Here is a 23,272-nt window from a genome sequence, read left to right as displayed (position 1 = left end):
ATAGAATTCCAACGAATAGTTCTGTATTATACTTTCCTAATATACTTTCGTAGAAAAGAGGACATAGCGATTAACGATGATGCAATAAACCATATCCGTTCGTCATATGTCTGCGTCTTTCACGAATCTCTTCCAAAGTTTCTAAATTACCGATTGCAGGCAGTTCGTGCTGACGGGCATCTTCCAAAAATCTCCAGGCATATTCAGAGGCAACTGCCGAATCACGGGCAATGGCGAGTTGTGGATGCAGCTTGTTATCCGCTATTGAATCAGCAAATAAATCACACAAGACATCTATATTCTTCCCACCATACGGTTTTTCTATCCGTTCTGTACGATTAACTCCTCGTAACTCAACTACTGCAGTTTTGAAATCATGGGTCATACGCGCTATACCCTTTGTTCCGATTATGTCCACATACGAATTATGTGTTTGATCTTTCGATAACTGTCCGTAAACAAATCCTTGCGTAATATCAAACACAACTCCATTTTCGAATGTTCCATGACATTGAAGCCACCACGGATCTTTGTAATTCCACATCCGAATAGCTTGAGCATGCCAAGTCTTGAATGCGCATCCGGCATACCAACGAGCTATATCTACATAGTGCATACCACAATCATGAAAAGCAGGTCCTTCATATTCATGTCCTTCTCCCGGAGCTAATCCTGGAGTCATATGACATATACGAACAATAGCCAGTTCTCCGATCTCACCACTTTCTATAAACCGTTTAATGGCATTGTGATACCAAGAGTTTCTCAGGTAAAGATTTACTGTTGCCAACTGACTTGAATTCTCTATCAAGCGTACGGCTTCCCACTCCCGGTCTATGGTATCAGCTACAGGTTTCTCCGAAATAATGTGTTTCCCGGTACGAACAGCTTTCTGAATCTGCTCCAAACGATTATTGGCCAAGGTAAACAAACCCACGACTTGCACATCCGGATCTGCAAAAACAACATCCTCATCTTCCACTACTTTAGATAGTGGAGAAAATTTACGTGCATAAGCTCTTGCCTCTGGATCAACATCACAAATATAAGCAACTTCCCACTTTGGATTCTTCAACATTTCCGTCAGATAAAATCCTCCCATTCGGCCAAAGCCAATGATGCCTACTTTAATTCTTTCTTTCATCTTGTAAATAGCGTTAATTTGATTTTGATTTTAATAAAGCACTAAAAGGTCATGGCAAATTTAATTAATCCCAGAAAAATCCATGTATTTCGTATGTTAATAAAAAGGTGGCAACAAATTAAATAAAATAAAAGCATGTATTGTAGTTATGACATTCAGTCACTACAACACATGCTTTATTTTTCTGAGACAAGCAATTACTTACGATTCCGAAGAACTTCCAGAGCTTTCAATAAATCCTCTGGTGTATCAATACCGATTGTTTCTTGTCGTGTGATTCCAACCTTTATCTTATATCCATTCTCCAACCAACGAAGCTGTTCCAAGCTTTCAGCCAATTCCAATGTTGACTGTGGCAATGCTGTTATTTCTGCCAAAACATCTGCCCGATAAGCATACATGCCAATATGTTTATAAAAGGTATGACTTGGTAACCATTCCGTATATTGTTTTCCCCGGATATAAGGAATTATCGAACGGCTGAAATACATAGCTTCCATTTTCTTATTCACTACAACCTTGGGGGAATTAGGATTGAACAATGTTGATTCAAAATCGTCATCCGGCAAAAAGGGTTTCACCAATGTGGCGATCTGGACTTGTTCATCGGTAAAGCAACTTTTGATCGTCTCTATCTGTTCCGGATGAATGAAAGGCTCATCACCTTGAATATTAATTACGACATCAAATCCCTTACCAATTTTCTGATAAGCTTCGAAACATCGGTCAGTTCCACTCCGATGCTTGTCTGAAGTCATTACTACTTTTCCTCCAAAAGCTTTTACAGCCGCTTCTATTCGTTCATCATCGGTTGCCACACATACCTCATCCACTGCTTGAATCACTTGCTCATACACGCGTTGTATCATAGGCTTCCCATCCATATCCGCCAGCGGTTTTCCCGGGAAACGAGTCGAAGCATACCGTGCCGGAATTATTCCTATAAATTTCATAACTTACTTATTCTTCATTAAATTGTAAAACTTCTCCATCACTCAGATGAACAATCTTTTCATGTTCTCCTACAACCCATACGATATCACCTTCCTCAAATACCGTAGTAGGCACCGGATTCTTTAAAGATGTCTCTCCACGCTCAATACCAATCACCAGACAAGCTGCTTTATCCCGAATACCAGACTCTTGTATTGAACGTCCTATCAGCTTAGAACCTTTCTGAATCTGGAACTGCTCTATATTCACTTCTTTCGATCCTGATAAGTTCTTATTGTATGCCTGATATTTCTCATCTATATAAGTTCTGAAATGCACCAAGTCATCATCTGAACCTACTACAATTATTTTATCAAACGGATACAGACGCTCATCACCGCCTGGTATATTAATCCGTATGTTTCCTCGAACAATCGTAACAACGTTCACATTACATATTTTACGAAAATTCAGTTCTTTCAATGTTTTACCTACAGTAGGAGAATTCTGGCGTACTTCAAAATCAGCTAAATGCAAATCACGTTCCAGCATGTGATTTGCGAAACGATGATTGATCGTTGCCTTCTTTTCTTCTTCCAGTTCCCTAGCTGTCAGATTACTGAAAAAACGACGCTCCATCAAAATAGATTGACGTTTCAGCTTTCTTGAGAAAATAATTGCCACAATAACAATTGAAGCCACAACCCACATATAACCGGCTGCAACATTTAATAACCGAGCAACCGGAATCATGACCAACGTTATACAAAGAATAATACGAAGAACTATCAGCGAAACAAGTGAACCTTGATTGTATTTACTGTCTCTCCATAACTTCTGGAATTCTTCAGAATGATTCTTCTTCATGATAATAGCTCGCAACATCGGCGAAATAATAGCCAAAATCAGGAATAAAGACAGTAGACTTCCAGGTAATCCTGGTAAATAGGAAAGAATCAGTGGAGAAATATATTGCAGCCATGTAAAAATCAATACAACGGAAACAGACGTATAAGTTGCGACAATACGAAGCAGAGATTTCAACAGTCGATGCCAATCGCTCTTTTGATGAATCGTCGTCGAACCGGAAGAATATTTCAACAACATTTGTTTCCATCGATCGGGAATCCATACATCCAATCGCTTATACACAGGTTCTGCCATACGTATCATATAAGGTGTAAAGAATGTTGTTATGACAGAAACTGCCACTACTATTGGATAAAGGAAATGATCTGTTACTTTCAATGTCAAACCTAATGAAGCCAAAATAAATGCAAACTCACCTATCTGCGCCAAAGAGAAACCTGCCTGAACAGCGATCTTTAAAGGCTGACCTGAAAGAAGAACACCAAACGTTCCAAAACAAATCTGTCCGACCATCACAATCACCGTTAGTATCAGAATAGGAAATTTGTATTCCCAAAGCAAATCAGGATCAATCAGCATACCAACAGATACAAAGAATATTGCCCCAAAAAGGTCCTTGACTGGCTTTACCAAGCGTTCAATATGTTCGGCCTCTACTGTCTCTGCTAGAATAGATCCCATAATAAAAGCACCTAAGGCCGAAGAGAAACCGGCTTTCGTTGCAATCAATACCATAAATAAACACAGACCGATACTAACGACCAACAATGTTTCATCATTCAGGTACTTCCGGCATTTACTCAGGAATGAAGGAATTAAATAAATACCGATTACAAAACAGAAAAGCAAGAATACAGTCAATTTAATAACACTGTTCAACAGTTCCATACCTTCTACTTGTTTACTCACAGCCAAAGTAGAAAGTAAGACCATCATTAATACTGCAAATAAATCCTCAACAACCAATATACCCAATACTACTCCTGCAAACCGTTGGTTCCGAAGTCCCATATCATCAAAAGCTTTAAAGATGATCGTCGTTGATGACATAGACAGCATGCCTCCCAAGAATAAAGCATTCATATGTCCCCAGCCTAATGCCAAACCGGTAGCATAACCAACCAGCATCATACCAACCACAACCGTTATGGCCCCCGTTATGGCCGTTCCACCTACTTTCATTAACTTCTTGAAGCTAAAATCAAGTCCCAACGTAAACAATAAAAAGACAACGCCAATATCCGCCCAAACCTTTATACTTTCCGAATCAGTTACAGTTGGAGTAAAATCACACGCGGGACCAGCGAGCATTCCGGCAACGATATACCCTAAAACAACAGGCTGTTTTAACCACTTAAATAAAATAGTTACCAAACTGGCACAGATCAAAATAACGGCCAGATCTGAAATCAATGCAGATACACCTGACATGGCTTTTAAATTTTTTCTTTGACAAAGTTATGTATTTATTTTATTTTTGCAGCCTAAAAAATAAGCCAAAATGATAAAGAAACATCCTCTACAATTACTTATTGATCAAGGAGAGCATCAACAGCAGGACTTTAAGTTTGAAGTGAGTGACAGTAAAAAGATTGCCCGTACCTTGAGCGCGTTTGCCAATACCGATGGTGGAAGATTACTGATTGGCGTAAAAGATAATGGCAACATATCCGGAATAAAAAGTGAGGAAGAATATTATATGATAGAAGCAGCATCCCAAATGTACACCAAACCACAGGTAGACTTTACTGCTACCCGATGGGATGTACAAGGGAAATGCGTACTGGAAATCTATATTGCTCCCGGAAATAACCGCCCTTATTTGGCACCTGACAAAGATGGTAAATTCAAAGCTTACATCCGGGTTGCCGACGAAAATATATTAGCTAACGATGTATTAATCCAAGCCTGGCAGAAAAGCCAGTCAGCACAAGGAACACTGCTTAAACTAAATAAACCAGTCAAGTTATTATTTGCTTGTCTGGAACAACAACCCGTCATCAGTCTGAGTCAATTCAGCCGGAAAGCTCATATCAAACTTTTCACGGCCAAACAAATCTTAAGTGACTTAATCAGCATGCATATCCTTGAATACACGGTTATCGACAAACAAATCCTCTATCGGATCAGGAATGGATATATATTTGATAATAAAGACTTTGCCCAATAGACAAAAATCACTATAACTAAAAGTTCTGCACCATAACTTTTTAGTATCCAAGATTATGCATTAAAATCAATTAAACCTGCATTTTTACCAAATCTTTTTTCTATATTTGTATGTTTTCTAAAAGGAAAACATGTATGTATTAACGCAAATGTCTAACTTAATTTGATATCGAACATGAACGCGTTGCAATTTAAAAAGAATTTATTAGGTATGCAGGAGAATATGATGAACTTCGCTCTGATGCTTACCGCCAATCGGGAAGATGCACAAGACCTGATGCAAGACACGACGTTGAAAGTGTTGGATAATCAGGAAAAGTTCATCGACAATGTAAACTTCAAAGGATGGGTGTTGACGATTATGCGTAATATCTTTATCAACAACTACCATAAAATCGTCAGAACACAAACGGTTGTTGACCAAGGTGTGGACTTATACAACTTAGATATAACGAATGAATCGGGCTTTGATTCTCCGGAAGGTTCTTACCAGATACAAGAAATATCGAAAGCAATCGAGAATCTGAATAAGGATTTAAAGATTCCGTTCTCTATGTATGTAAGTGGATATAAGTATAATGAAATAGCTGAAAAGCTAGGTCTCCCGCTTGGTACAGTCAAAAGCCGAATTTTCTTTGCCCGTCAAGAATTACAGAAGACGTTGAAAGATTATCGTTGACAAAAAAATGAAACCTTTGTTCGTCGCTTCTAAGAAATAGAAACAGTAATATTCGGACAAGTTTCAGATACGAACATTTATTAGATCAGCGCATGATGTTATTTATCCTGACATCATGCGCTGATTGTTTTTTAGCCACTTCCCAAATCAACTGTCCAAAACTTTTCGTACATTTGTTTTTCCAGATTAGATTCTGTTTATTCGATACGTTGACAAAGTAAAAAAGAGAATGAATCAGCCGTTAGCAGAGAGATTACGTCCAAAGACACTGGATGAATACATCGGACAAAAACATTTGGTCGGATCGGGTGCCGTTTTACGTAAAATGATAGATGCAGGAAGAGTGCCTTCTTTCATCTTATGGGGACCTCCGGGAGTGGGAAAAACGACATTAGCCCAAATCATATCCCAAAAATTGGAAACTCCTTTTTATACATTGAGTGCCATCAATTCAGGTGTCAAAGATGTCCGCGACGTCATTGAAAAAGCGAAAGGTAATCGTTTCTTCAATACGGTATCTCCTATTCTGTTCATTGATGAAATTCATCGATTCAGTAAATCACAGCAAGATTCTTTATTAAATGCGGTCGAGACGGGTGTTGTTACACTAATCGGAGCCACAACCGAGAATCCTTCCTTCGAAGTCATCCGGCCTTTACTGTCCCGATGCCAAGTCTATGTGCTGAAATCATTAGGGAAAGACGATCTTCTCCAGTTATTACATCGAGCCATCACAGAAGATATAATATTAAAGGAAAAGCATATTCAACTAAAAGAGACAGATGCTCTGCTCCGTTATTCCGGTGGCGATGCCCGCAAACTATTAAATATATTGGAACTGGTTATCTCTGCCGAAGAAAGTAACGACATTGTGATAACCGACCAAAAGGTTACTGACCGACTGCAAGAAAATCCGGCAGCATACGATAAAGGAGGAGAAATGCACTACGATATCATTTCGGCTTTTATCAAATCTATCCGTGGCAGCGATCCCGATGGTGCTATCTATTGGCTGGCACGTATGGTGGCAGGAGGAGAAGATCCCAAATTCATCGCACGCCGTTTGTGTATTTCAGCTGCCGAAGATATAGGTTTAGCCAATCCGAATGCACTCCTGCTGGCTAATGCTTGTTTTGATACGGTACAAAAAATAGGCTGGCCCGAAGGACGGATTCCGTTGGCCGAAACAACCATCTATTTAGCATGTAGTCCTAAAAGTAACTCAGCGTATAAGGCAATTAATGATGCGCTGGAACTGGTAAACCGAACCGGTAACTTACCCGTACCTCTTCATCTGCGGAATGCTCCTACGCAACTGATGGCTGAATTAAATTACGGAAAGGAATACAAATATGCCCATGATTACGAAAATCACTTCATCAAACAAGATTATCTACCTCAAGAAATACTAAATCAACGTATCTGGCATGGGCAAGAAAATCCGGCGGAATACAAATTAACCGAACAAATGAAGAAGTTATGGGGAAGTCGTTTTGACAAATAAAACAGTTTTCTCCTATCCCTATAAATATCTCCCAACAAAACTAACGAGTTTTATTTTCAAAACATACGAAAATCAAAAATAATTCTCGTTAGTTTTGTCAATATGAAACACAGGACGTTTTGTTACTTACAAATTGAAACACTGAAAAACTATCCTTATATTTTTCCCGAAAAAGTTTTGTTACTTCCAAAAAAATTTCTACTTTAGACGACTTTCAATTATGAAAGTGACAAATTGTTACATTAACTAAATATAATTGCATATGAAGAAGCACAATTTTTATGCAGGACCGTCGATTTTAAGCGATTTTACTATCAAAAACACAGCTGAAGCGATAGAAAACTTCGCAGGTATGGGATTGTCTATTCTAGAAATATCTCATCGTAGTAAAGAATTTGTAGCCGTTATGGATGAAACGCGAGCGTTGATCAAGGAATTACTTGATTTACCAGCCGGTTATGAAGTAGTATTCTTAGGCGGTGGCGCCAGTATGCAATTCTGTATGGTTCCTTATAACTTGTTAAGTAAGAAGGCTGCTTACCTAGATACGGGAACTTGGGCTTCAAAGGCTATTAAAGAAGCCAAATTATTTGGTGAAGTTGATGTAGTGGCATCTTCAAAAGATAAAAACTATACATATATTCCAAAGGGATATACTGTACCTGAAGATGTTGATTATTTTCATATTACAACCAACAATACGATTTATGGAACTGAAATTCGTGAAGATCTGGATGTCAAAGCTCGCTTGGTAGCAGATATGTCTTCTGATATCTTCTCTCGTCCGATCGATGCCTCTAAATATGATCTGATTTATGCCGGTGCACAAAAGAACTTGGCTCCTGCCGGCGTTACATTGGTTATCGTCCGTACAGATGCATTGGGTCATGTAGATCGTCCGATTCCTACCATGCTGAATTATAAGACACATATTGATAAGGAATCTATGTTCAATACACCTCCTGTATTACCTATTTATTCTGCATTACAGACTTTGAAATGGTATAAAGCACAAGGTGGTATTGCTGCTATGGAAAAGAAAGACAAAGAAAATGCAGCTATCCTTTATGATGAAATAGACCGCAACAAACTATTCCGCGGAACCGTTGTGCCGGAAGATCGTTCTATCATGAATGTATGCTTCGTTATGAATGACGAATACAAGGAGTTGGAAGCCGAATTTAACACCTTTGCCGCTTCCAAAGGTATTGTTGGTATTAAAGGACACCGTTCTGTCGGTGGTTTCCGCGCATCTTTATATAACGCAATGCCGAAGAGCAGCGTAGAAGTATTGATTGACGCAATGAAAGAATTTGAAAAACTGCATTGATTATGGCTAAGATATTAGTAGCAACCGAAAAGCCTTTTGCAGCGATAGCAGTGAAAGGTATCCGCGAAGTAGTAGAACAAGCGGGAGACGAATTGGTATTATTAGAAAAATATACCGAGAAAGCTCAATTACTTGATGCCGTAAAAGATGTTGATGCATTAATTATCCGCAGTGACAAAGTCGATAAAGAAGTTTTGGATGCTGCCCAGCAACTGAAAATCGTGGTACGTGCCGGCGCCGGATATGATAATGTTGATCTGGATGCTGCTACTGCCCATCAAGTATGCGTCATGAATACTCCAGGACAGAATTCAAATGCGGTAGCCGAACTGGCCTTTGGTATGATGGTCATGGCTGTACGTAATTTCTACAACGGAACTTCTGGAACTGAATTGAAAGGAAAGAAACTGGGTATCCATGCATTCGGAAACGTGGGTAGAAATGTTGCCCGCATTGCACAAGGTTTTGGTATGGAAGTATATGCATACGATGCATTCTGTCCGAAAGAAGTCATTGAAGAAGCTGGTGTAAAAGCAGTTGATTCAGCCGAGGCTCTGTATGAAACATGCAACATTGTATCGCTCCACATTCCGGCTACTGCAGAAACCAAGAACTCAATCAATGCGGCTTTGGTCGGTAAAATGCCGAAAGGTGGTATTTTAGTGAATACTGCCCGCAAAGAAGTCATCAATGAAGCCGAATTAATCCAATTGATGGAAGAACGTACTGACTTAAAGTACTTAACGGATATCATGCCAGCAGCTAATGATGAATTCACAGCTAAATTTGCCGGCCGTTATTTCTCTACACCGAAAAAGATGGGTGCACAGACTGCCGAAGCCAATATCAATGCCGGTATTGCTGCTGCTCATCAGATCGAAGGTTTCTTGAAAGAAGGTATTGAGAAATTCAGAGTAAATAAATAAGGTATGGCTACGATAAAACCATTTAAAGGAATTCGTCCACCGAAAGACTTGGTGGAACAGGTTGCTTCACGGCCATACGATGTGCTGAATTCGGATGAAGCACGCGAAGAAGCCAAAGGTAATGAAAAATCTCTGTATCATATTATCCGACCGGAAATAGACTTTCCGGTCGGCACTGATGAACATGCGCCTGAAGTATATAAGAAAGCTGCCGAGAACTTCAATATGTTCCAGGAAAAAGGCTGGCTGGTACAAGATCCGAAAGAATGTTATTACGTTTATGCCCAGACCATGAACGGGAAGATTCAATACGGACTTGTCGTATGTGCTTATGTACCTGATTACATGAATGGTGTGATTAAAAAGCATGAATTGACCCGTCGCGATAAAGAAGAAGACCGAATGAAACATGTGCGCGTTAATAATGCTAACATCGAACCGGTATTCTTTGCCTATCCACATAACGACGAGCTCAACAAAATCATTGCCAAGTATACAGCCAAAAAGCCGGAATACGACTTCATTGCTCCGGGTGATGGTTTCGGACATACTTTCTGGGTAATTGATCAGGAAGAGGATATTCGCCGGATTACGGAATTGTTCGCCCAGATTCCTGCACTGTATATTGCCGACGGTCATCATCGTTCAGCTGCAGCAGCTTTGGTTGGCGCCGAGAAAGCCCAGCAGAATCCGAATCATCGCGGAGATGAAGAGTACAATTATTTCATGGCAGTCTGTTTCCCGGATGACCAGTTGACAATCATCGACTATAATCGGGTAGTGAAAGACCTGAACGGACTGACACCTGAAGCCTTCTTGGAAAAACTGAAGAAGAACTTTACCGTAGAATGCAAAGGGGTTGATATTTACAAGCCGGCTTGTCTGCATAATTTCTCTTTGTACTTGGATGGAAACTGGTATTCACTGACAGCCAAACCGGGCACATACGACGACAGTGATCCGATCGGAGTACTGGATGTTACGATTTCTTCAAATCTGATCCTGAATGAAATCTTGAACATCAAGGACCTGCGTTCAGATAAACGAATAGACTTCGTCGGAGGTATCCGTGGCTTAGGCGAATTGAAGAAAAGAGTTGACAGCGGAGAAATGAAAATGGCATTGGCTCTTTATCCCGTTACAATGAAACAATTAATGGACATTGCCGACACGGGTAATATCATGCCGCCGAAAACAACATGGTTCGAACCGAAGCTTCGTTCAGGTTTAGTCATTCATAAATTGGAATAAACTCAAATATCCGAATGGAATATTTTCCTCATAGTCGGGAATCCCGACTGATATAATTCGGAAATAAGGTCATAAAGATACAGACCAGCCAAACTTTCATCAGATTTTCACATATCCGAACAAGGAAGTTTGTCTGGTCTGTGTTATTTTTGTACCGTTTTATCAATACAGATCTTTAATACCCGTTTTATGAAACGAATTTCAAGTATTTTTCTTTTATTGTGGGCTTTCCTAAGCCTCTCTGCCACTACGCGCGAAGTCAAGCTTAAGCTGATTGAAACAAGCGACATACATGGCAACTTTTTCCCTTACAATTTTATCACGCAACAAGACTGGAACGGTAGTTTTGCCCGCGTATATACCTATGTACAGCAAGAACGTCAGACTTACGGAGATAATTTGTTGCTGATGGACAATGGGGATATTCTGCAAGGACAACCTTCTGCCTATTATTACAACTTCATGGATACGGTTTCAACGCATATTACAGCTGCCATGATGAATTACATGGGATTCGTTGTCGGGAATATGGGAAATCATGACGTAGAAGCCGGACATTCAGTTTACGACCGCTGGATCAAGCAATGTAATTTCCCGGTTTTAGGAGCGAATATTATCCGTACTTCCGACGGACAACCGTATTTAAAGCCGTATGAAATTATTGAACGTGATGGTATCAAAATAGCTGTTTTAGGTATGATCACACCGGCTATTCCGACTTGGTTACCCGAAACATTGTGGAAAGGTCTTTCTTTTGCCGATATGGAACAGACAGCCCGCAAATGGATTCCGATCATTCAGGAAAAAGAAAAGCCGGATGTAGTTATCGGACTCTTCCATGCCGGGAAAGAAGCTCGTACGGTTGCCGGGAAATATCGGGAAGACGCTTCTGCTGAAATAGCTGAATGCATTCCGGGCTTCGATATCATTATGATGGGACATGACCATCGCCGTTTCTGCGGAAAGATAGCAAATGCCCAAGGTGATTCCGTCTTGCTGATCAATCCGGCGAATAACGGAAGAACAGTCGGTGATATAGAAATCAGTCTAACAGTCGACGGAGATAAAGTCGTACGAAAAAGTATTCAAGGAACACTGACAGACATGGATAAACTACAGCCAAGTCAAGAATTCATGACTCAGTTTACTCCCCAATATCAGGCAGTCAAGACCTTCGTTTCAGAGAAAGTCGGTACTTTTACCGAGACTATCTCTACCCGCCCTGCCTATTTCGGTCCGTCAGCGTTTATTGATTTCATTCATTCCCTGCAACTCGATCTGACCGGAGCCGACATCTCTTTTGCCGCTCCACTTTCGTTTGATGCCGAAATCAAGGAAGGAGACATTCGGATCAGTGATATGTTCAACTTATATAAGTATGAGAACATGCTCTATACCATGGAGCTGACCGGAAAAGAGATCAAAGGCTTTCTCGAAGAATCTTATGCCATCTGGACAAACCAAATGCAATCAGCCGACGATCATCTCCTTTTATTGACAGAACGGAAAGACGGCAATGGGTATACCTTTACGAATCCTAGCTTCAACTTTGATTCGGCTGCCGGAATCATCTATACTGTCGATGTAACAAAACCTGCCGGACAAAAGATAACGATCCAGAGCCTGGCTAATGGAGAACCATTTGATCTTAACAAGACTTATCGTGTGGCTCTCAACTCATATCGTGGTAACGGTGGCGGCGAACTGTTGACTAAAGGGGCGGGTATCCCACAAGATCAGTTAAAAGACCGGATTGTCAATGCAACAGAAAAAGATCTTCGCTACTACATGATCCAGTATATCAAAGATAAGAAAACTTTGTCTCCGCAGCCACTCAACCAATGGAAGATGATTCCGGAGGCATGGACTCAAAAGGCTGCCGAAAGAGACGCTAAGCTATTGTTTGAATAAGCAATAACGAACCTTCTCTAAAACAAAAAGATCACAAAGTGCCTGAGAATAAATCTCTACACTTTGTGATCTTTTCCTTTATAACCGTTTGTTACTTAATCCAGTTTCAATACAGCCAGGAACGCTTTCTGTGGAACTTCTACGGTTCCGATCTGTTTCATTCGCTTCTTTCCTTCTTTCTGCTTTTCCAACAGCTTACGCTTACGCGAAACGTCACCACCATAACACTTGGCTGTCACATCTTTTCGTACAGCCTTGATGGTTTCACGCGCAATGATCTTTGCCCCAATAGCTGCCTGAATAGCAATTTCAAACTGTTGCCGCGGGATTAGTTCCTTCAGCTTCTCACACATCCGGCGACCAAAGGTAACACTGTTGTCGATATGAGTCAGTGTTGAAAGCGCATCCACCGGTTCTCCGTTCAACAGAATATCCAACTTCACCAACTTACTCGGACGGTAATCATGCAAATGATAATCGAAGGAAGCATATCCTTTCGAAATACTCTTCAGCTTGTCGTAGAAGTCGATAACGATTTCTCCTAAAGGCAAATCATAGATAATCTCAACACGGTCACCTGAAATATAATTCTGCTTCACCAGAATACCCCGTTTGCCCAAACACAAAGTCATAATCGGTCCGATATAAGTTGTGTTCGTTATGACAGACGCCCGAATATAAGGTTCTTCAATATGATCAATCAACGTCGGATCGGGCAAACCGCTCGGATTATGTACTTCCTTACAGTTTCCTTTCTTATCATATACCAGATATGATACGTTCGGAACCGTCGTGATCACATTCATATTAAACTCACGATCCAAACGTTCCTGAACAATCTCCATGTGCAACAATCCCAAGAAACCGCAACGGAAACCAAATCCCAAGGCCGCAGAACTTTCCGGCTGGAAAGTCAAAGACGCATCGTTCAACTGTAACTTTTCCAATGAAGCGCGCAAATTTTCGAAGTCTTCCGTCTCGATCGGATAAACTCCGGCAAAGACCATCGGCTTTACTTCCTCAAAACCGGCGATGGCTTCCGATGCCGGACGGGCTACATGGGTAATCGTATCTCCCACCCGAACTTCCTTAGACGTTTTAATACCGGAAATAATATAACCTACATCGCCTGTACGAACTTCATCCCGAGGAGACATCTCCAACTTCAAAACTCCCACCTCATCAGCATCATATTCCTTACCGGTGGCAATGAACTTCACGTGATCACCTTTGCGGATCACCCCATTTTCTACCTTGAAATAAGCAATGATTCCCCGGAAAGAATTGAATACAGAGTCGAAAATCAAGCATTGCAACGGAGCTTCCGGATCACCTTTAGGAGCAGGAACACGTTCTACAATTGCGTTCAATACATCTTCCACACCTTCTCCCGTCTTTCCACTGGCACGCAGAATATCACTCCGGTCACAACCCAACAAGTCGATGATTTCATCTTCAACTTCTTCCGGCATGGCACTCGGCAAATCAATCTTATTCAAAACCGGAATAATCTCCAGATCATTCTCAATTGCCATGTAAAGATTGGATATTGTCTGCGCCTGAACTCCTTGCGATGCATCCACAATCAGCAATGCTCCTTCGCAAGCCGCAATCGAACGTGATACTTCATACGAAAAGTCAACGTGCCCCGGCGTATCAATCAGATTCAATATATAACTTTCGCCTTTGTAGGTATAATTCATCTGGATAGCATGGCTCTTGATCGTAATACCTCGTTCACGTTCCAAGTCCATATCATCCAATACCTGATCTTGCATATCTCTGCCTTCTACCGTATTCGTATATTCCAACAAACGGTCTGCCAGGGTACTTTTCCCATGGTCAATATGAGCAATAATACAAAAATTGCGGATATTCTTCATTTAGTCCTTTGTATCTTAAATCATTTCTGTTTGCAAATATACAAAAAATTCAATTATCGAAGAGCCTTCTGTCCTTTGGAGCATTTGTCTGTAATCAGTCAAAAGGAAGGTTTCGCAAGCTCATAGGGCTTTGTAACAGACTTCATTGGAGCATTTTTCCTGCTTCAAAGAGTCCTTTTTAGCTTAAAAGCGTTTCCAAATAATAAATCAAGTTAAATGCAGTGATTTTATGCCGCAAAATTATGCTGAATAACATAAAACCTCTATATTTGCACTGTGTTTTTCATGGTATTAGATTTAAGGTTAGCAATGAAGATTGGTTGTCGTGATGACAACCTTTTCTTTTTTATAGACTTTTCTTTTCTATCTTGATACAGAATTCCCAGTTCATGGCTTATTATTTCGATTGTTCTTTGTCATCAATCAGATAAAGAGGCAGGGCTTTGACCGGTTTCACGGAAATATGATTCCCCTTCTTTCGGCAAATCAGGCATTCCCGTTTCAATTTACGACGCGAAAAGCTGAAGACATAATTAGGATTAAAATGAACGCCATTAAAGCGAACTTCAAAATGCAAATGGGCCGTTGTTGCCCGACCTGTATGTCCGGTTAAAGCAATAGGCATTCCGGCTTTTACTTCATCGCCCGGCTTGACCAGATTCTTGGAGTTATGGCTATATACGGTCTCCAAGCCATTATAATGACGAATAACAATCACATTTCCATAGGCCGCATACGGTTTAGAAAGCCGCACAACACCATCGAATGCAGCCACAATCGTATCATTCGGACACGTCTTGATATCATATCCGGAATGATGACGACGCCTGCCGCCATAAGGAGATATCACTTTTGCTCCCGGCAAAGGGAATGCATAATCGCCTTCCTGTATCAACGACAAGTCGATAATTTCCGTATCCGAATCCTGAAAACGGGCTGCATCTCCCACTCCAATATGATTGATCTCCCGACTGGTAAAATCGGTCGTGATCATCTTACGGGGAGAAGCCAGTAATTCCAACTTTCCTGTTTCCGGATATTTAGGAAACTCAACCATAGGGATCGTTATCTCTGTCGCAGGGAAAGAAGGCTTTGCCGGTGGTAAAACAGGAGGAAGATTCTTTTTCTTACCATATACATCCTGGGCCGAATGACTTAGCAAGAGCACAGCCAAGAACATTCCGCTATAAACATACTTTTTGATCCGAAATTTCATTCTTAAAAAAATTTCGAACAAAGGTAGTAGAAAAAGAAACTAACTGCAATACAAAAAATGTTATATGTCTTTCTGCTACAAATCATTCGGTTCAACGTATGCCTGCCGGTTCAACAAACGGTAAACATAGCATTGACTCATAATGACCAAAGGATAAGCTACCAGCAATCCGACAAGGAATAAAACAACTCCGATAATGAGGATAAGCAATTGGGCCAGCATAAGCAGGAACAAAGACAATTCATGTCCTTCCGTCAGATTCCAGCTTTTCTTCAAAGATTCAAGGATTCCGGCATTTTCATCTACGATGAACTGTGCGAAGAATTGAAAACGAAGGTACAAATATATTCCCGGAATAATAAAGCAAATAAGACCCACTATAAGCAGCAAACTGAAAAGCAAATCAGCTATCAAGTAATTAACAATCTTGGAAGGGTGCGACATATAAGCCGAAAACTGAGGCTCATCACCATCCATTGTCTGAAACATATTCTTGATATATCCCAAGGCAAAAATACTGGAGATAAGGGCACTGATCAGCGTTGTAAGCAATCCGCCTCCCATTGAAGCCGACAAAGGCATCATCAACAAACTAACTGTAAAGGCAATCAAACACAAGCCGATAAACAAACCAGCCAAAATCCAAATTTGAGACTTTACGTTTTTCCAACTAGTACTCAGTACTTCCGAAATAACAATCGTGGTATTCATGATGATTTTAATTTAAGTTACTAGGTCAAAAGTAAGCAATAATTATGGAAAAGCAAGTGTTTGCCATAAAAATATTACGTAAAAAGTGATTTTATTCTCCATTTTGATTTTAAAGCATCCCTTTTTCACTACCGAAAAAGAGAACATTTCCGCAGACAAATCAACCATCTTCCACCTTCATTTCAAGACAAAGACATACAAACTAGGCAGGTTGTGATACAAACTTCACTTCCATTCATATTTTTGACAAATGTGGTAAAGCTTTTCCATATATGTCAAAAAGCTTTATCACATATATAGTAAAGCTTTACGACAGCTGTCAAAAAATTAGTTTCTAACCAGATTCAAACCTCAATCCAAGCAGAACAGACCATACGGAATACATCTCCCTTCTTTTTCTTTCCTTAAAAAGCTATATGGCACAATTTCTATACGGAACAATCAATATTCATTTTGTACCAAAACGATATCTTTCGTTTGAGAAAATGATATAATATGCACACAAATATGGTTAAAATAAAACTATGTAATTCCCCCGTTTTATAGAAATAAATTACCTTTGTGACTAAAATAAGAGTAAAAAAGGAAATGACAAAGCAGCATTCCTAAAGGGAGCGAAAAATAAGCGCAATAGTTAATTCAAGAATAATTTTCAAATTTAACAATTATATGAAGAAACATTTTTTGAAGTTTATGGTAACTCAGGGTAAGTACATGGCAATATGTGCTACTGGGTTTATTTTGTTTTCTTGTGGAAACAGCCAAAGTGGAATGAAGATGGGAGACGACGAATATGCTGTTGCTACAGTAACAACGACTTCTAGTAACCAGACGAAATCTTACCCAGCGACAATCAAAGGAACACAGGATATCGAAATCCGTCCGCAGGTTTCCGGTTTTATTGTCAAACTTTGTGTAGATGAAGGTGCAACTGTCCGGAAAGGACAAGCTTTGTTTCAAATAGATCCAACTCAATACCAGGCAGCCTATAATCAGGCAAAAGCAGCTGTTGAAACAGCCGAAGCGAACTTACGAACATTGACGCTGACAGAAAAGAATAAACATATGCTGTTTGAAAAGCAAATCATCAGTTCGTTTGAATACGAAACAGCTGTCAACAATCTGTTATCGGCCAAGGCTGCATTGGCCCAAGCAAAAGCATCGGAAGTAAGTGCCAAACAAAACTTGGATTTCTGTACCGTTACCAGTCCTTCGAATGGTGTAATCGGTACATTCCCCTATCGTATCGGTAGTTTGGTAAGTCCCTCTATTGCTGAACCGCTGACAACGGTTTCTGAAATCAACGACATGTATGTTTATTTCTCCATGACAGAAAAAGACCTGCTGCAACTGACAAAAACAGGAACTTCTTTAAAAGAAGAACTGGAGAAAATGCCGGCAGTCAAATTACAGCTGGCCGACGGAAGCTTCTACAATGATGAAGGAAAGATTGATGCTGTCAGTGGTGTAATCGATCAGACAACCGGTTCTGTAAGTATGCGTGCAATCTTCCCGAACAAGAATAACATCTTGCGTAGTGGAGGTACAGGAAATGTTATTTTCCCGTACGCAATGGATAACATCATCCTGATTCCGCAATCTTCTACGGTTGAAATCCAGGACAAGAAGTTCGTTTATGTATTGCAACCCGACAGCACACTGAAATATACAGAAGTACAGATCTCTGATTTGAATGATGGTCAGAATTACATTGTAACCAGCGGATTGAATGCTTCTGACAAGATCGTGGTTGAAGGTGTACAACAATTGCACAACGGGCAAAAGATCACCCCTATAACACAAGCACAACAAGAAGCGAAATACCAACAGCACCTGAAAGATCAGCGTGATGGTAACTTGGCAACCGCTTTCAATTAATTTTTATAGGATAGACAATTAAATCAGATATAAAATGAAATTAGATAGATTTATAAACCGTCCGGTGCTATCAACCGTAATCTCTATTTTGATAGTCATCCTGGGTGTTATTGGTCTTACGACCTTACCTATTACCCAATATCCGGACATCGCCCCTCCTACCGTATCGGTTAGAGCGACTTATACGGGAGCCAATGCGACTGCCGTATTGAATTCTGTCATTGCCCCACTTGAAGACCAGATCAATGGTGTGGAAAACATGATGTATATCACATCAACGGCTTCAAACACCGGTTCGGCTGATATCAGTGTTTACTTCAATCAGGGTACTGATCCGGATATGGCAGCCGTAAACGTACAGAACCGTGTATCCATGGCACAAGGTCTGTTGCCTGCCGAAGTAACAAAAGTCGGTGTGACAACACAGAAAAGACAGACTTCTATGTTGATGGTATTCTCATTGTACGACAAGGAAGACAAATACAACATTGAGTTTATCGAAAACTACGCCAACATCAACTTGATTCCGGAAATCAAACGTGTAAATGGTGTAGGTGATGCCAACGTGTTAGGTCAGGACTATTCAATGCGTATTTGGTTGAAGCCGGATATCATGGCTCAATACAAATTAGTGCCCAACGACATTGCAGCAGCGTTGTCTGAACAGAACATCGAAGCAGCTCCTGGTCAGTTCGGTGAACGCGGAAACCAGTCTTTCCAATACACCATCCGTTATAAAGGTCGTCTGCAAAAGCCCGGTGAGTTTGCCGACATTGTTATTAAAGCCTTGCCCGACGGTGAAGTGCTCCGCTTAGGCGATATTGCTGATTTGGAATTAGGTCGTTTGGCTTATACATTTAATAATACGGTAAACGGTCATAAAGCCGTTTCTTGTATCGTTTATCAGATGGCAGGAACCAATGCAACCCAAACCATATCTGACTTGGAAAAAGTTTTGGCAGAGGCTGAGAAATCTTTGCCAGAAGGACTGGGTATTAACATCGCACAAAATGCCAATGACTTCTTGTTTGCTTCTATCCACGAAGTTATCAAGACTTTGATCGAAGCATTTATCCTGGTATTTATCGTGGTTTATATCTTCTTGCAAGATATGCGTTCTACCTTGATCCCGGCAATTGCCATCCCGGTTGCTTTGGTCGGTACCTTCTTCGTATTGAAATTGATCGGTTTCAGTTTGAACTTGTTGACATTGTCTGCGATGGTGCTAGCCATTGCGATTGTGGTCGATGATGCCATCGTCGTCGTCGAAGGAGTCCATGCGAAACTCGACCAAGGATATAAGTCGGTTAAGCAAGCTTCCATCGACGCCATGAACGAATTAGGTGGAGCCATCGTTTCTATCACTTTGGTCATGATGTCTGTATTTATTCCTGTAAGTTTCATGGAAGGTACAGCCGGAACATTCTACCGTCAGTTCGGTTTGACCATGGCTATCTCAATCGGATTCTCTGCTTTGAATGCCTTGACATTGTCACCTGCCCTTTGTGCAATCTTGCTGAAACCTCATGGAGATGAGACCAGCCTGAAAGAACGTGTGGGCACAGCGATGAAAGCATCCCGGACCATCTTGCTTCGCCGTTATACGGATGCGATCGGAAAACTGCTCCACCCGAGTATCACATTGATCTTTACATTCATTGCTATTATTGGTATGATATCTGGTATGTTCAGCTTTAGCGAACACCCGGTACTGTGCGTCATCTTCGTCATCATTAGTGTTTTGGCACTGTTGGGTATGACGACCGATAAATTCAAGAAGGCATTCAACTCAACGTATGAATCGATTCTGAACCGATACAAGAAAAACGTATTGTTCTTCATCCAGAAATCAGTTCTTTCATTCGGACTGGTAGTTGCCGCTATTGCCCTTTTGATCTTCTTCATGAATACGACTCCGACCGGTATGGTGCCTAATGAAGATACAGGAACGATCATGGGTGCAGTAACCTTGCCTCCTGGAACGTCACAAGAACGAGCTATGGAAGTATTGAACAAAGTAGATAGCTTGATTGCTGCAGAACCTGCCGTTCAGTCACGAACCGTTATTTCTGGTTTTGGATTTATCGGAGGTCAAGGTCCTTCTTACGGATCTATCATCATCAAACTGAAAAACTGGGAAGAACGTTCATTGATGCAGAACTCAGATATCGTTGTTGGATCTTTGTTCATGCGTTCCCAGAAGATCATTAAAGACGCTCAGGTATTGTTCTTCGCTCCGCCTATGATTCCTGGTTATTCAGCTTCCAGTGATATTGAATTGAACATGCAGGATAAGACAGGTGGTGACTTAGGACGTTTCTTTAATGTCATTACAGATTATATTTCAGCCTTGAATGCCCGTCCAGAAATTAGCCGTGCACAAACGACATTCAACCCGAGCTTCCCGCAATACATGTTGGATATCGATGCAGCCGCTTGTAAGAAAGCCGGAATCAGTCCGAGCGACATTCTTTCAACAATGCAAGGTTATTACGGAGGTCTTTATGCTTCTAACTTCAACAGTTTCGGTAAAATGTACCGTGTAATGATCCAGGCAGAACCGGATGCAACGAAAAACATGGAAACACTGAACAGCATCAAAGTTCGTGGTAGCAGCGGAGAAATGGCTCCTATCTCTCAGTTTGTATCCATGAAGAAAGTATATGGTCCGGATGTGATCAGCCGTTTCAACCTGTATACATCTATTAAAGTCATGGTTGCTCCTGCTTCCGGTTATACATCAGGTCAGGCTTTGCAGGCCATCGCTGAAGTAGCCCAGCAAAACTTGCCGGCAGGTTTCGGTTATGAATTAGGTGGTATGGCTCGTGAAGAAGCCGAAACAAGTAGTGGAACCACAGCCATTATCTTCGTACTTTGTTTCGTATTCGTTTATCTGTTGCTGAGTGCCCAATACGAAAGTTATATTTTGCCGTTGGCCGTATTGCTGTCTATCCCGTTCGGTTTGTTAGGAAGCTTCTTATTCGTCAACGGAATGGGATCACTGGGTAGCATCCCGGCATTAAAGATGATCTTGGGAACGATGTCTAATGATATTTATATGCAAATTGCATTAATCATGTTGATGGGTCTGTTGGCTAAGAATGCGATCTTGATTGTAGAGTTCGCCCTCGACCGACGCCGAATGGGTATGAGTATATCTTGGGCGGCTGTATTAGGAGCCGGTGCCCGTTTGCGTCCTATCCTGATGACTTCATTGGCTATGATTATCGGTTTGCTTCCGTTGATGTTTGCCTTCGGTGTAGGAGCTCACGGTAACCGTACTCTGGGAGCTTCAGCCATCGGTGGTATGTTAATTGGTATGATATTCCAGATCTTTATTGTTCCTGTATTGTTCGTCGCATTCCAGTACTTGCAAGAGAAAATCAAGCCTCTTGAATGGGATGATTTGGACAACAGTGATATGAATAGCGAAATTGAACAATATACACAAACAAAAGAATGATTCGGATGAAAACAAGTAATATATTTTATATGATGTGCGCAACTGCTTTATTCAGCAGTTGCCACATTTACAAAGCGTATGATCGTCCTGAGGATATCAACGCTGACGGCATCTATCGGGATCCGATTTCTCTTACAGACACATTGGCCGTAACGGATACAACCAATATGGGTAATGTTCCCTGGAAAGAGATGTTTACCGACCCGAAACTGCAAGCTCTGATTGAAGAAGGATTGGCCAATAACGTAGATATGCAAGCTGCTATCTTGCGTGTGGAAGAAGCACGTGTCATGCTGACATCTGCCCGCTTATCATTCTTGCCTTCCATCAATCTGGCTCCGCAAGGGACTGCAACTACCATGGACGGTGGCAGTTTTGTTAAAGCCTATACACTTCCTGTTGCAGCCAGCTGGCAAGTAGATTTATTCGGTAAATTATTAAATGCAAGTCGTAGTCAGAAGACAGCTTATTTGCAAAGTCAGTATGCACAACAGGCTGTACGTTCTCAATTGATTTGCGGTATTGCCAATACGTATTACACGCTACTCATGTTGGACCAGCAGGAAGAAATCACTGCCAAAACAGTGGATATTTATGCTGAGAATGTCCGTGTAATGGAAGCCATGAAAATAGCGGGTATGACAACTGAGGCAGCTGTAACTCAAACCCGTGCCGTTTATCATCAGACTTCTGCATCTTTGATCGATTTAAGAAGACAAATTCGTGAAACAGAAAACTCTTTATCTGTTTTATTGGCAAAAGCTCCTCAGCAAATCGACCGAGGAACATTGGACGAACAGATCATGCCTGAAGACCTAACAACAGGTGTTCCCTTGCAGCTGCTGGCAAACCGTCCGGATGTTAAGATTGCAGAAATGAATCTGGCCAGTGCTTATTATTCAACCAACCAAGCACGTGCAGCCTTTTATCCGGGTCTGAACATCACAGCGACAGCCGGATGGACAAACGGTTCAGGAATCACTGTTTCCAATCCGGGTCAATTCATGTTCCAGGCATTGGCATCGTTAGCTCAGCCGATCTTTAATAATGGTAAACTGATTGCCAACTTAAAGGTTACAAAAGCAGAAGAGGAAATCGCGAAAATGAATTACCAGCAAACGATTTTGTCGGCAGGTCAGGAAGTAAGCGACGTTCTCCATTTGTATGATGCCTGCAACAACAAGCTGATTGAAGACAAAGCACGCATCGAACAGTTGGAAAAAGCGGTGGTCTATACAAAAGATCTTTTCCAAAGCGGTAGTGCTACATATTTGGAAATACTAACATCACAACAAAGCCTGTTAAGTGCACAGTTAACGGAAGTTTCAGATAATATCCAGCGCATCCAAGCTGTTATCAATCTGTATAGTGCATTAGGTGGAGGAAGAGAATAACCGTTTAAAA

16 protein-coding genes are annotated in these 23,272 nt (G+C 41.0%); 10 read left to right on the top strand and 6 right to left on the bottom strand.

Annotation, left to right across the window (positions count from 1 at the left end; all coding sequences use genetic code 11):
* Nucleotides 1-70: 70 nt before the first annotated feature.
* The 3 genes from MUN53_RS08970 to MUN53_RS08960 form a co-directional block, all read right to left on the bottom strand.
* Nucleotides 71-1,144: a Gfo/Idh/MocA family protein gene (locus MUN53_RS08970; protein WP_022456341.1), complete on the bottom strand. Its 1,074-nt coding sequence runs from the start codon at nucleotides 1,142-1,144 to the stop codon at nucleotides 71-73.
* A 197-nt stretch (nucleotides 1,145-1,341) separates the two neighbouring features.
* Nucleotides 1,342-2,097 carry a 3-deoxy-manno-octulosonate cytidylyltransferase gene (kdsB, locus tag MUN53_RS08965; protein WP_022456342.1) on the bottom strand — a complete coding sequence of 252 codons (756 nt, stop codon included), beginning with the start codon at nucleotides 2,095-2,097 and terminating at the stop codon, nucleotides 1,342-1,344.
* Nucleotides 2,098-2,104: 7 nt separating this feature from the next.
* A complete protein-coding gene (locus MUN53_RS08960; RefSeq protein ID WP_243324912.1) occupies nucleotides 2,105-4,378 on the bottom strand; it encodes a cation:proton antiporter domain-containing protein in 2,274 nt (757 codons plus the stop codon).
* Between the two features lie 70 nt (nucleotides 4,379-4,448).
* Between MUN53_RS08960 and MUN53_RS08955 the strand changes: the two genes are divergently transcribed.
* From MUN53_RS08955 to MUN53_RS08925, 7 genes are all read left to right on the top strand, one after another.
* The gene (locus tag MUN53_RS08955) at nucleotides 4,449-5,117 is read left to right on the top strand and encodes an AlbA family DNA-binding domain-containing protein (RefSeq protein ID WP_243324910.1); all 669 of its coding nucleotides are present in this window, start codon (nucleotides 4,449-4,451) and stop codon (nucleotides 5,115-5,117) included.
* Between the two features lie 174 nt (nucleotides 5,118-5,291).
* Nucleotides 5,292-5,795, top strand: a complete 504-nt coding sequence (locus MUN53_RS08950) for an RNA polymerase sigma factor (RefSeq protein WP_022456345.1) — start codon at nucleotides 5,292-5,294, stop codon at nucleotides 5,793-5,795.
* Nucleotides 5,796-6,024: 229 nt separating this feature from the next.
* The gene (locus tag MUN53_RS08945; protein WP_243324908.1) at nucleotides 6,025-7,299 is read left to right on the top strand and encodes a replication-associated recombination protein A; all 1,275 of its coding nucleotides are present in this window, start codon (nucleotides 6,025-6,027) and stop codon (nucleotides 7,297-7,299) included.
* Between the two features lie 262 nt (nucleotides 7,300-7,561).
* Entirely contained in the window at nucleotides 7,562-8,629 is a 1,068-nt protein-coding gene (serC, locus tag MUN53_RS08940; protein ID WP_243324906.1) for a 3-phosphoserine/phosphohydroxythreonine transaminase, read from the top strand.
* A 2-nt stretch (nucleotides 8,630-8,631) separates the two neighbouring features.
* Complete coding sequence (locus MUN53_RS08935; protein ID WP_022456348.1) at nucleotides 8,632-9,555, top strand: NAD(P)-dependent oxidoreductase; 924 nt, start codon at nucleotides 8,632-8,634, stop codon at nucleotides 9,553-9,555.
* Between the two features lie 3 nt (nucleotides 9,556-9,558).
* Nucleotides 9,559-10,806 carry a DUF1015 domain-containing protein gene (locus MUN53_RS08930; protein ID WP_022456349.1) on the top strand — a complete coding sequence of 416 codons (1,248 nt, stop codon included), beginning with the start codon at nucleotides 9,559-9,561 and terminating at the stop codon, nucleotides 10,804-10,806.
* A gap of 189 nt (nucleotides 10,807-10,995) precedes the next feature.
* Entirely contained in the window at nucleotides 10,996-12,717 is a 1,722-nt protein-coding gene (locus MUN53_RS08925; protein ID WP_243324905.1) for a bifunctional metallophosphatase/5'-nucleotidase, read from the top strand.
* 95 nt (nucleotides 12,718-12,812) lie between these two features.
* Here the strand turns inward: MUN53_RS08925 and lepA are convergent, their stop codons facing one another.
* The 3 genes from lepA to MUN53_RS08910 form a co-directional block, all read right to left on the bottom strand.
* The gene (gene lepA, locus MUN53_RS08920; RefSeq protein WP_022456351.1) at nucleotides 12,813-14,600 is read right to left on the bottom strand and encodes a translation elongation factor 4; all 1,788 of its coding nucleotides are present in this window, start codon (nucleotides 14,598-14,600) and stop codon (nucleotides 12,813-12,815) included.
* A gap of 397 nt (nucleotides 14,601-14,997) precedes the next feature.
* Nucleotides 14,998-15,804 carry a M23 family metallopeptidase gene (locus tag MUN53_RS08915; RefSeq protein WP_394803063.1) on the bottom strand — a complete coding sequence of 269 codons (807 nt, stop codon included), beginning with the start codon at nucleotides 15,802-15,804 and terminating at the stop codon, nucleotides 14,998-15,000.
* Nucleotides 15,805-15,891: 87 nt separating this feature from the next.
* Nucleotides 15,892-16,527 carry a hypothetical protein gene (locus MUN53_RS08910; RefSeq protein WP_243324903.1) on the bottom strand — a complete coding sequence of 212 codons (636 nt, stop codon included), beginning with the start codon at nucleotides 16,525-16,527 and terminating at the stop codon, nucleotides 15,892-15,894.
* A 669-nt stretch (nucleotides 16,528-17,196) separates the two neighbouring features.
* Between MUN53_RS08910 and MUN53_RS08905 the strand changes: the two genes are divergently transcribed.
* The 3 genes from MUN53_RS08905 to MUN53_RS08895 are packed head-to-tail and all read left to right on the top strand — an operon-like array spanning nucleotide 17,197 to nucleotide 23,262.
* Nucleotides 17,197-18,405: an efflux RND transporter periplasmic adaptor subunit gene (locus MUN53_RS08905; protein ID WP_243324901.1), complete on the top strand. Its 1,209-nt coding sequence runs from the start codon at nucleotides 17,197-17,199 to the stop codon at nucleotides 18,403-18,405.
* Nucleotides 18,406-18,439: 34 nt separating this feature from the next.
* Nucleotides 18,440-21,868: an efflux RND transporter permease subunit gene (locus tag MUN53_RS08900; RefSeq protein WP_243324899.1), complete on the top strand. Its 3,429-nt coding sequence runs from the start codon at nucleotides 18,440-18,442 to the stop codon at nucleotides 21,866-21,868.
* On the top strand, nucleotides 21,865-23,262 hold the full coding sequence (locus MUN53_RS08895) for an efflux transporter outer membrane subunit (RefSeq protein ID WP_394803062.1): 1,398 nt from the start codon (nucleotides 21,865-21,867) through the stop codon (nucleotides 23,260-23,262). The genes MUN53_RS08900 and MUN53_RS08895 overlap by 4 nt, the downstream gene beginning before the upstream one ends.
* Nucleotides 23,263-23,272: the final 10 nt, after the last annotated feature.

The sequence above is a fragment of the Parabacteroides faecalis genome (assembly GCF_022809355.1).
Classification (GTDB): Bacteria; Bacteroidota; Bacteroidia; order Bacteroidales; family Tannerellaceae; genus Parabacteroides; species Parabacteroides faecalis.
Note: the sequence above shows the minus strand (reverse complement) of the source record. Positions and strands in the feature narration are given on the sequence as shown.

Coding starts and splice junctions, on each gene's coding strand:
- MUN53_RS08945 (WP_243324908.1), top strand. CDS start 6,025: ATGAATCAGCCGTTAGCAGAGAGATTACGTCCAAAGACACTGGATGAA.
- MUN53_RS08910 (WP_243324903.1), bottom strand. CDS start 16,527: ATGAATACCACGATTGTTATTTCGGAAGTACTGAGTACTAGTTGGAAA.
- MUN53_RS08905 (WP_243324901.1), top strand. CDS start 17,197: ATGAAGAAACATTTTTTGAAGTTTATGGTAACTCAGGGTAAGTACATG.
- MUN53_RS08930 (WP_022456349.1), top strand. CDS start 9,559: ATGGCTACGATAAAACCATTTAAAGGAATTCGTCCACCGAAAGACTTG.
- lepA (WP_022456351.1), bottom strand. CDS start 14,600: ATGAAGAATATCCGCAATTTTTGTATTATTGCTCATATTGACCATGGG.
- MUN53_RS08950 (WP_022456345.1), top strand. CDS start 5,292: ATGAACGCGTTGCAATTTAAAAAGAATTTATTAGGTATGCAGGAGAAT.
- MUN53_RS08960 (WP_243324912.1), bottom strand. CDS start 4,378: ATGTCAGGTGTATCTGCATTGATTTCAGATCTGGCCGTTATTTTGATC.
- serC (WP_243324906.1), top strand. CDS start 7,562: ATGAAGAAGCACAATTTTTATGCAGGACCGTCGATTTTAAGCGATTTT.
- MUN53_RS08970 (WP_022456341.1), bottom strand. CDS start 1,144: ATGAAAGAAAGAATTAAAGTAGGCATCATTGGCTTTGGCCGAATGGGA.
- MUN53_RS08955 (WP_243324910.1), top strand. CDS start 4,449: ATGATAAAGAAACATCCTCTACAATTACTTATTGATCAAGGAGAGCAT.
- kdsB (WP_022456342.1), bottom strand. CDS start 2,097: ATGAAATTTATAGGAATAATTCCGGCACGGTATGCTTCGACTCGTTTC.
- MUN53_RS08900 (WP_243324899.1), top strand. CDS start 18,440: ATGAAATTAGATAGATTTATAAACCGTCCGGTGCTATCAACCGTAATC.
- MUN53_RS08895 (WP_394803062.1), top strand. CDS start 21,865: ATGATTCGGATGAAAACAAGTAATATATTTTATATGATGTGCGCAACT.
- MUN53_RS08935 (WP_022456348.1), top strand. CDS start 8,632: ATGGCTAAGATATTAGTAGCAACCGAAAAGCCTTTTGCAGCGATAGCA.
- MUN53_RS08925 (WP_243324905.1), top strand. CDS start 10,996: ATGAAACGAATTTCAAGTATTTTTCTTTTATTGTGGGCTTTCCTAAGC.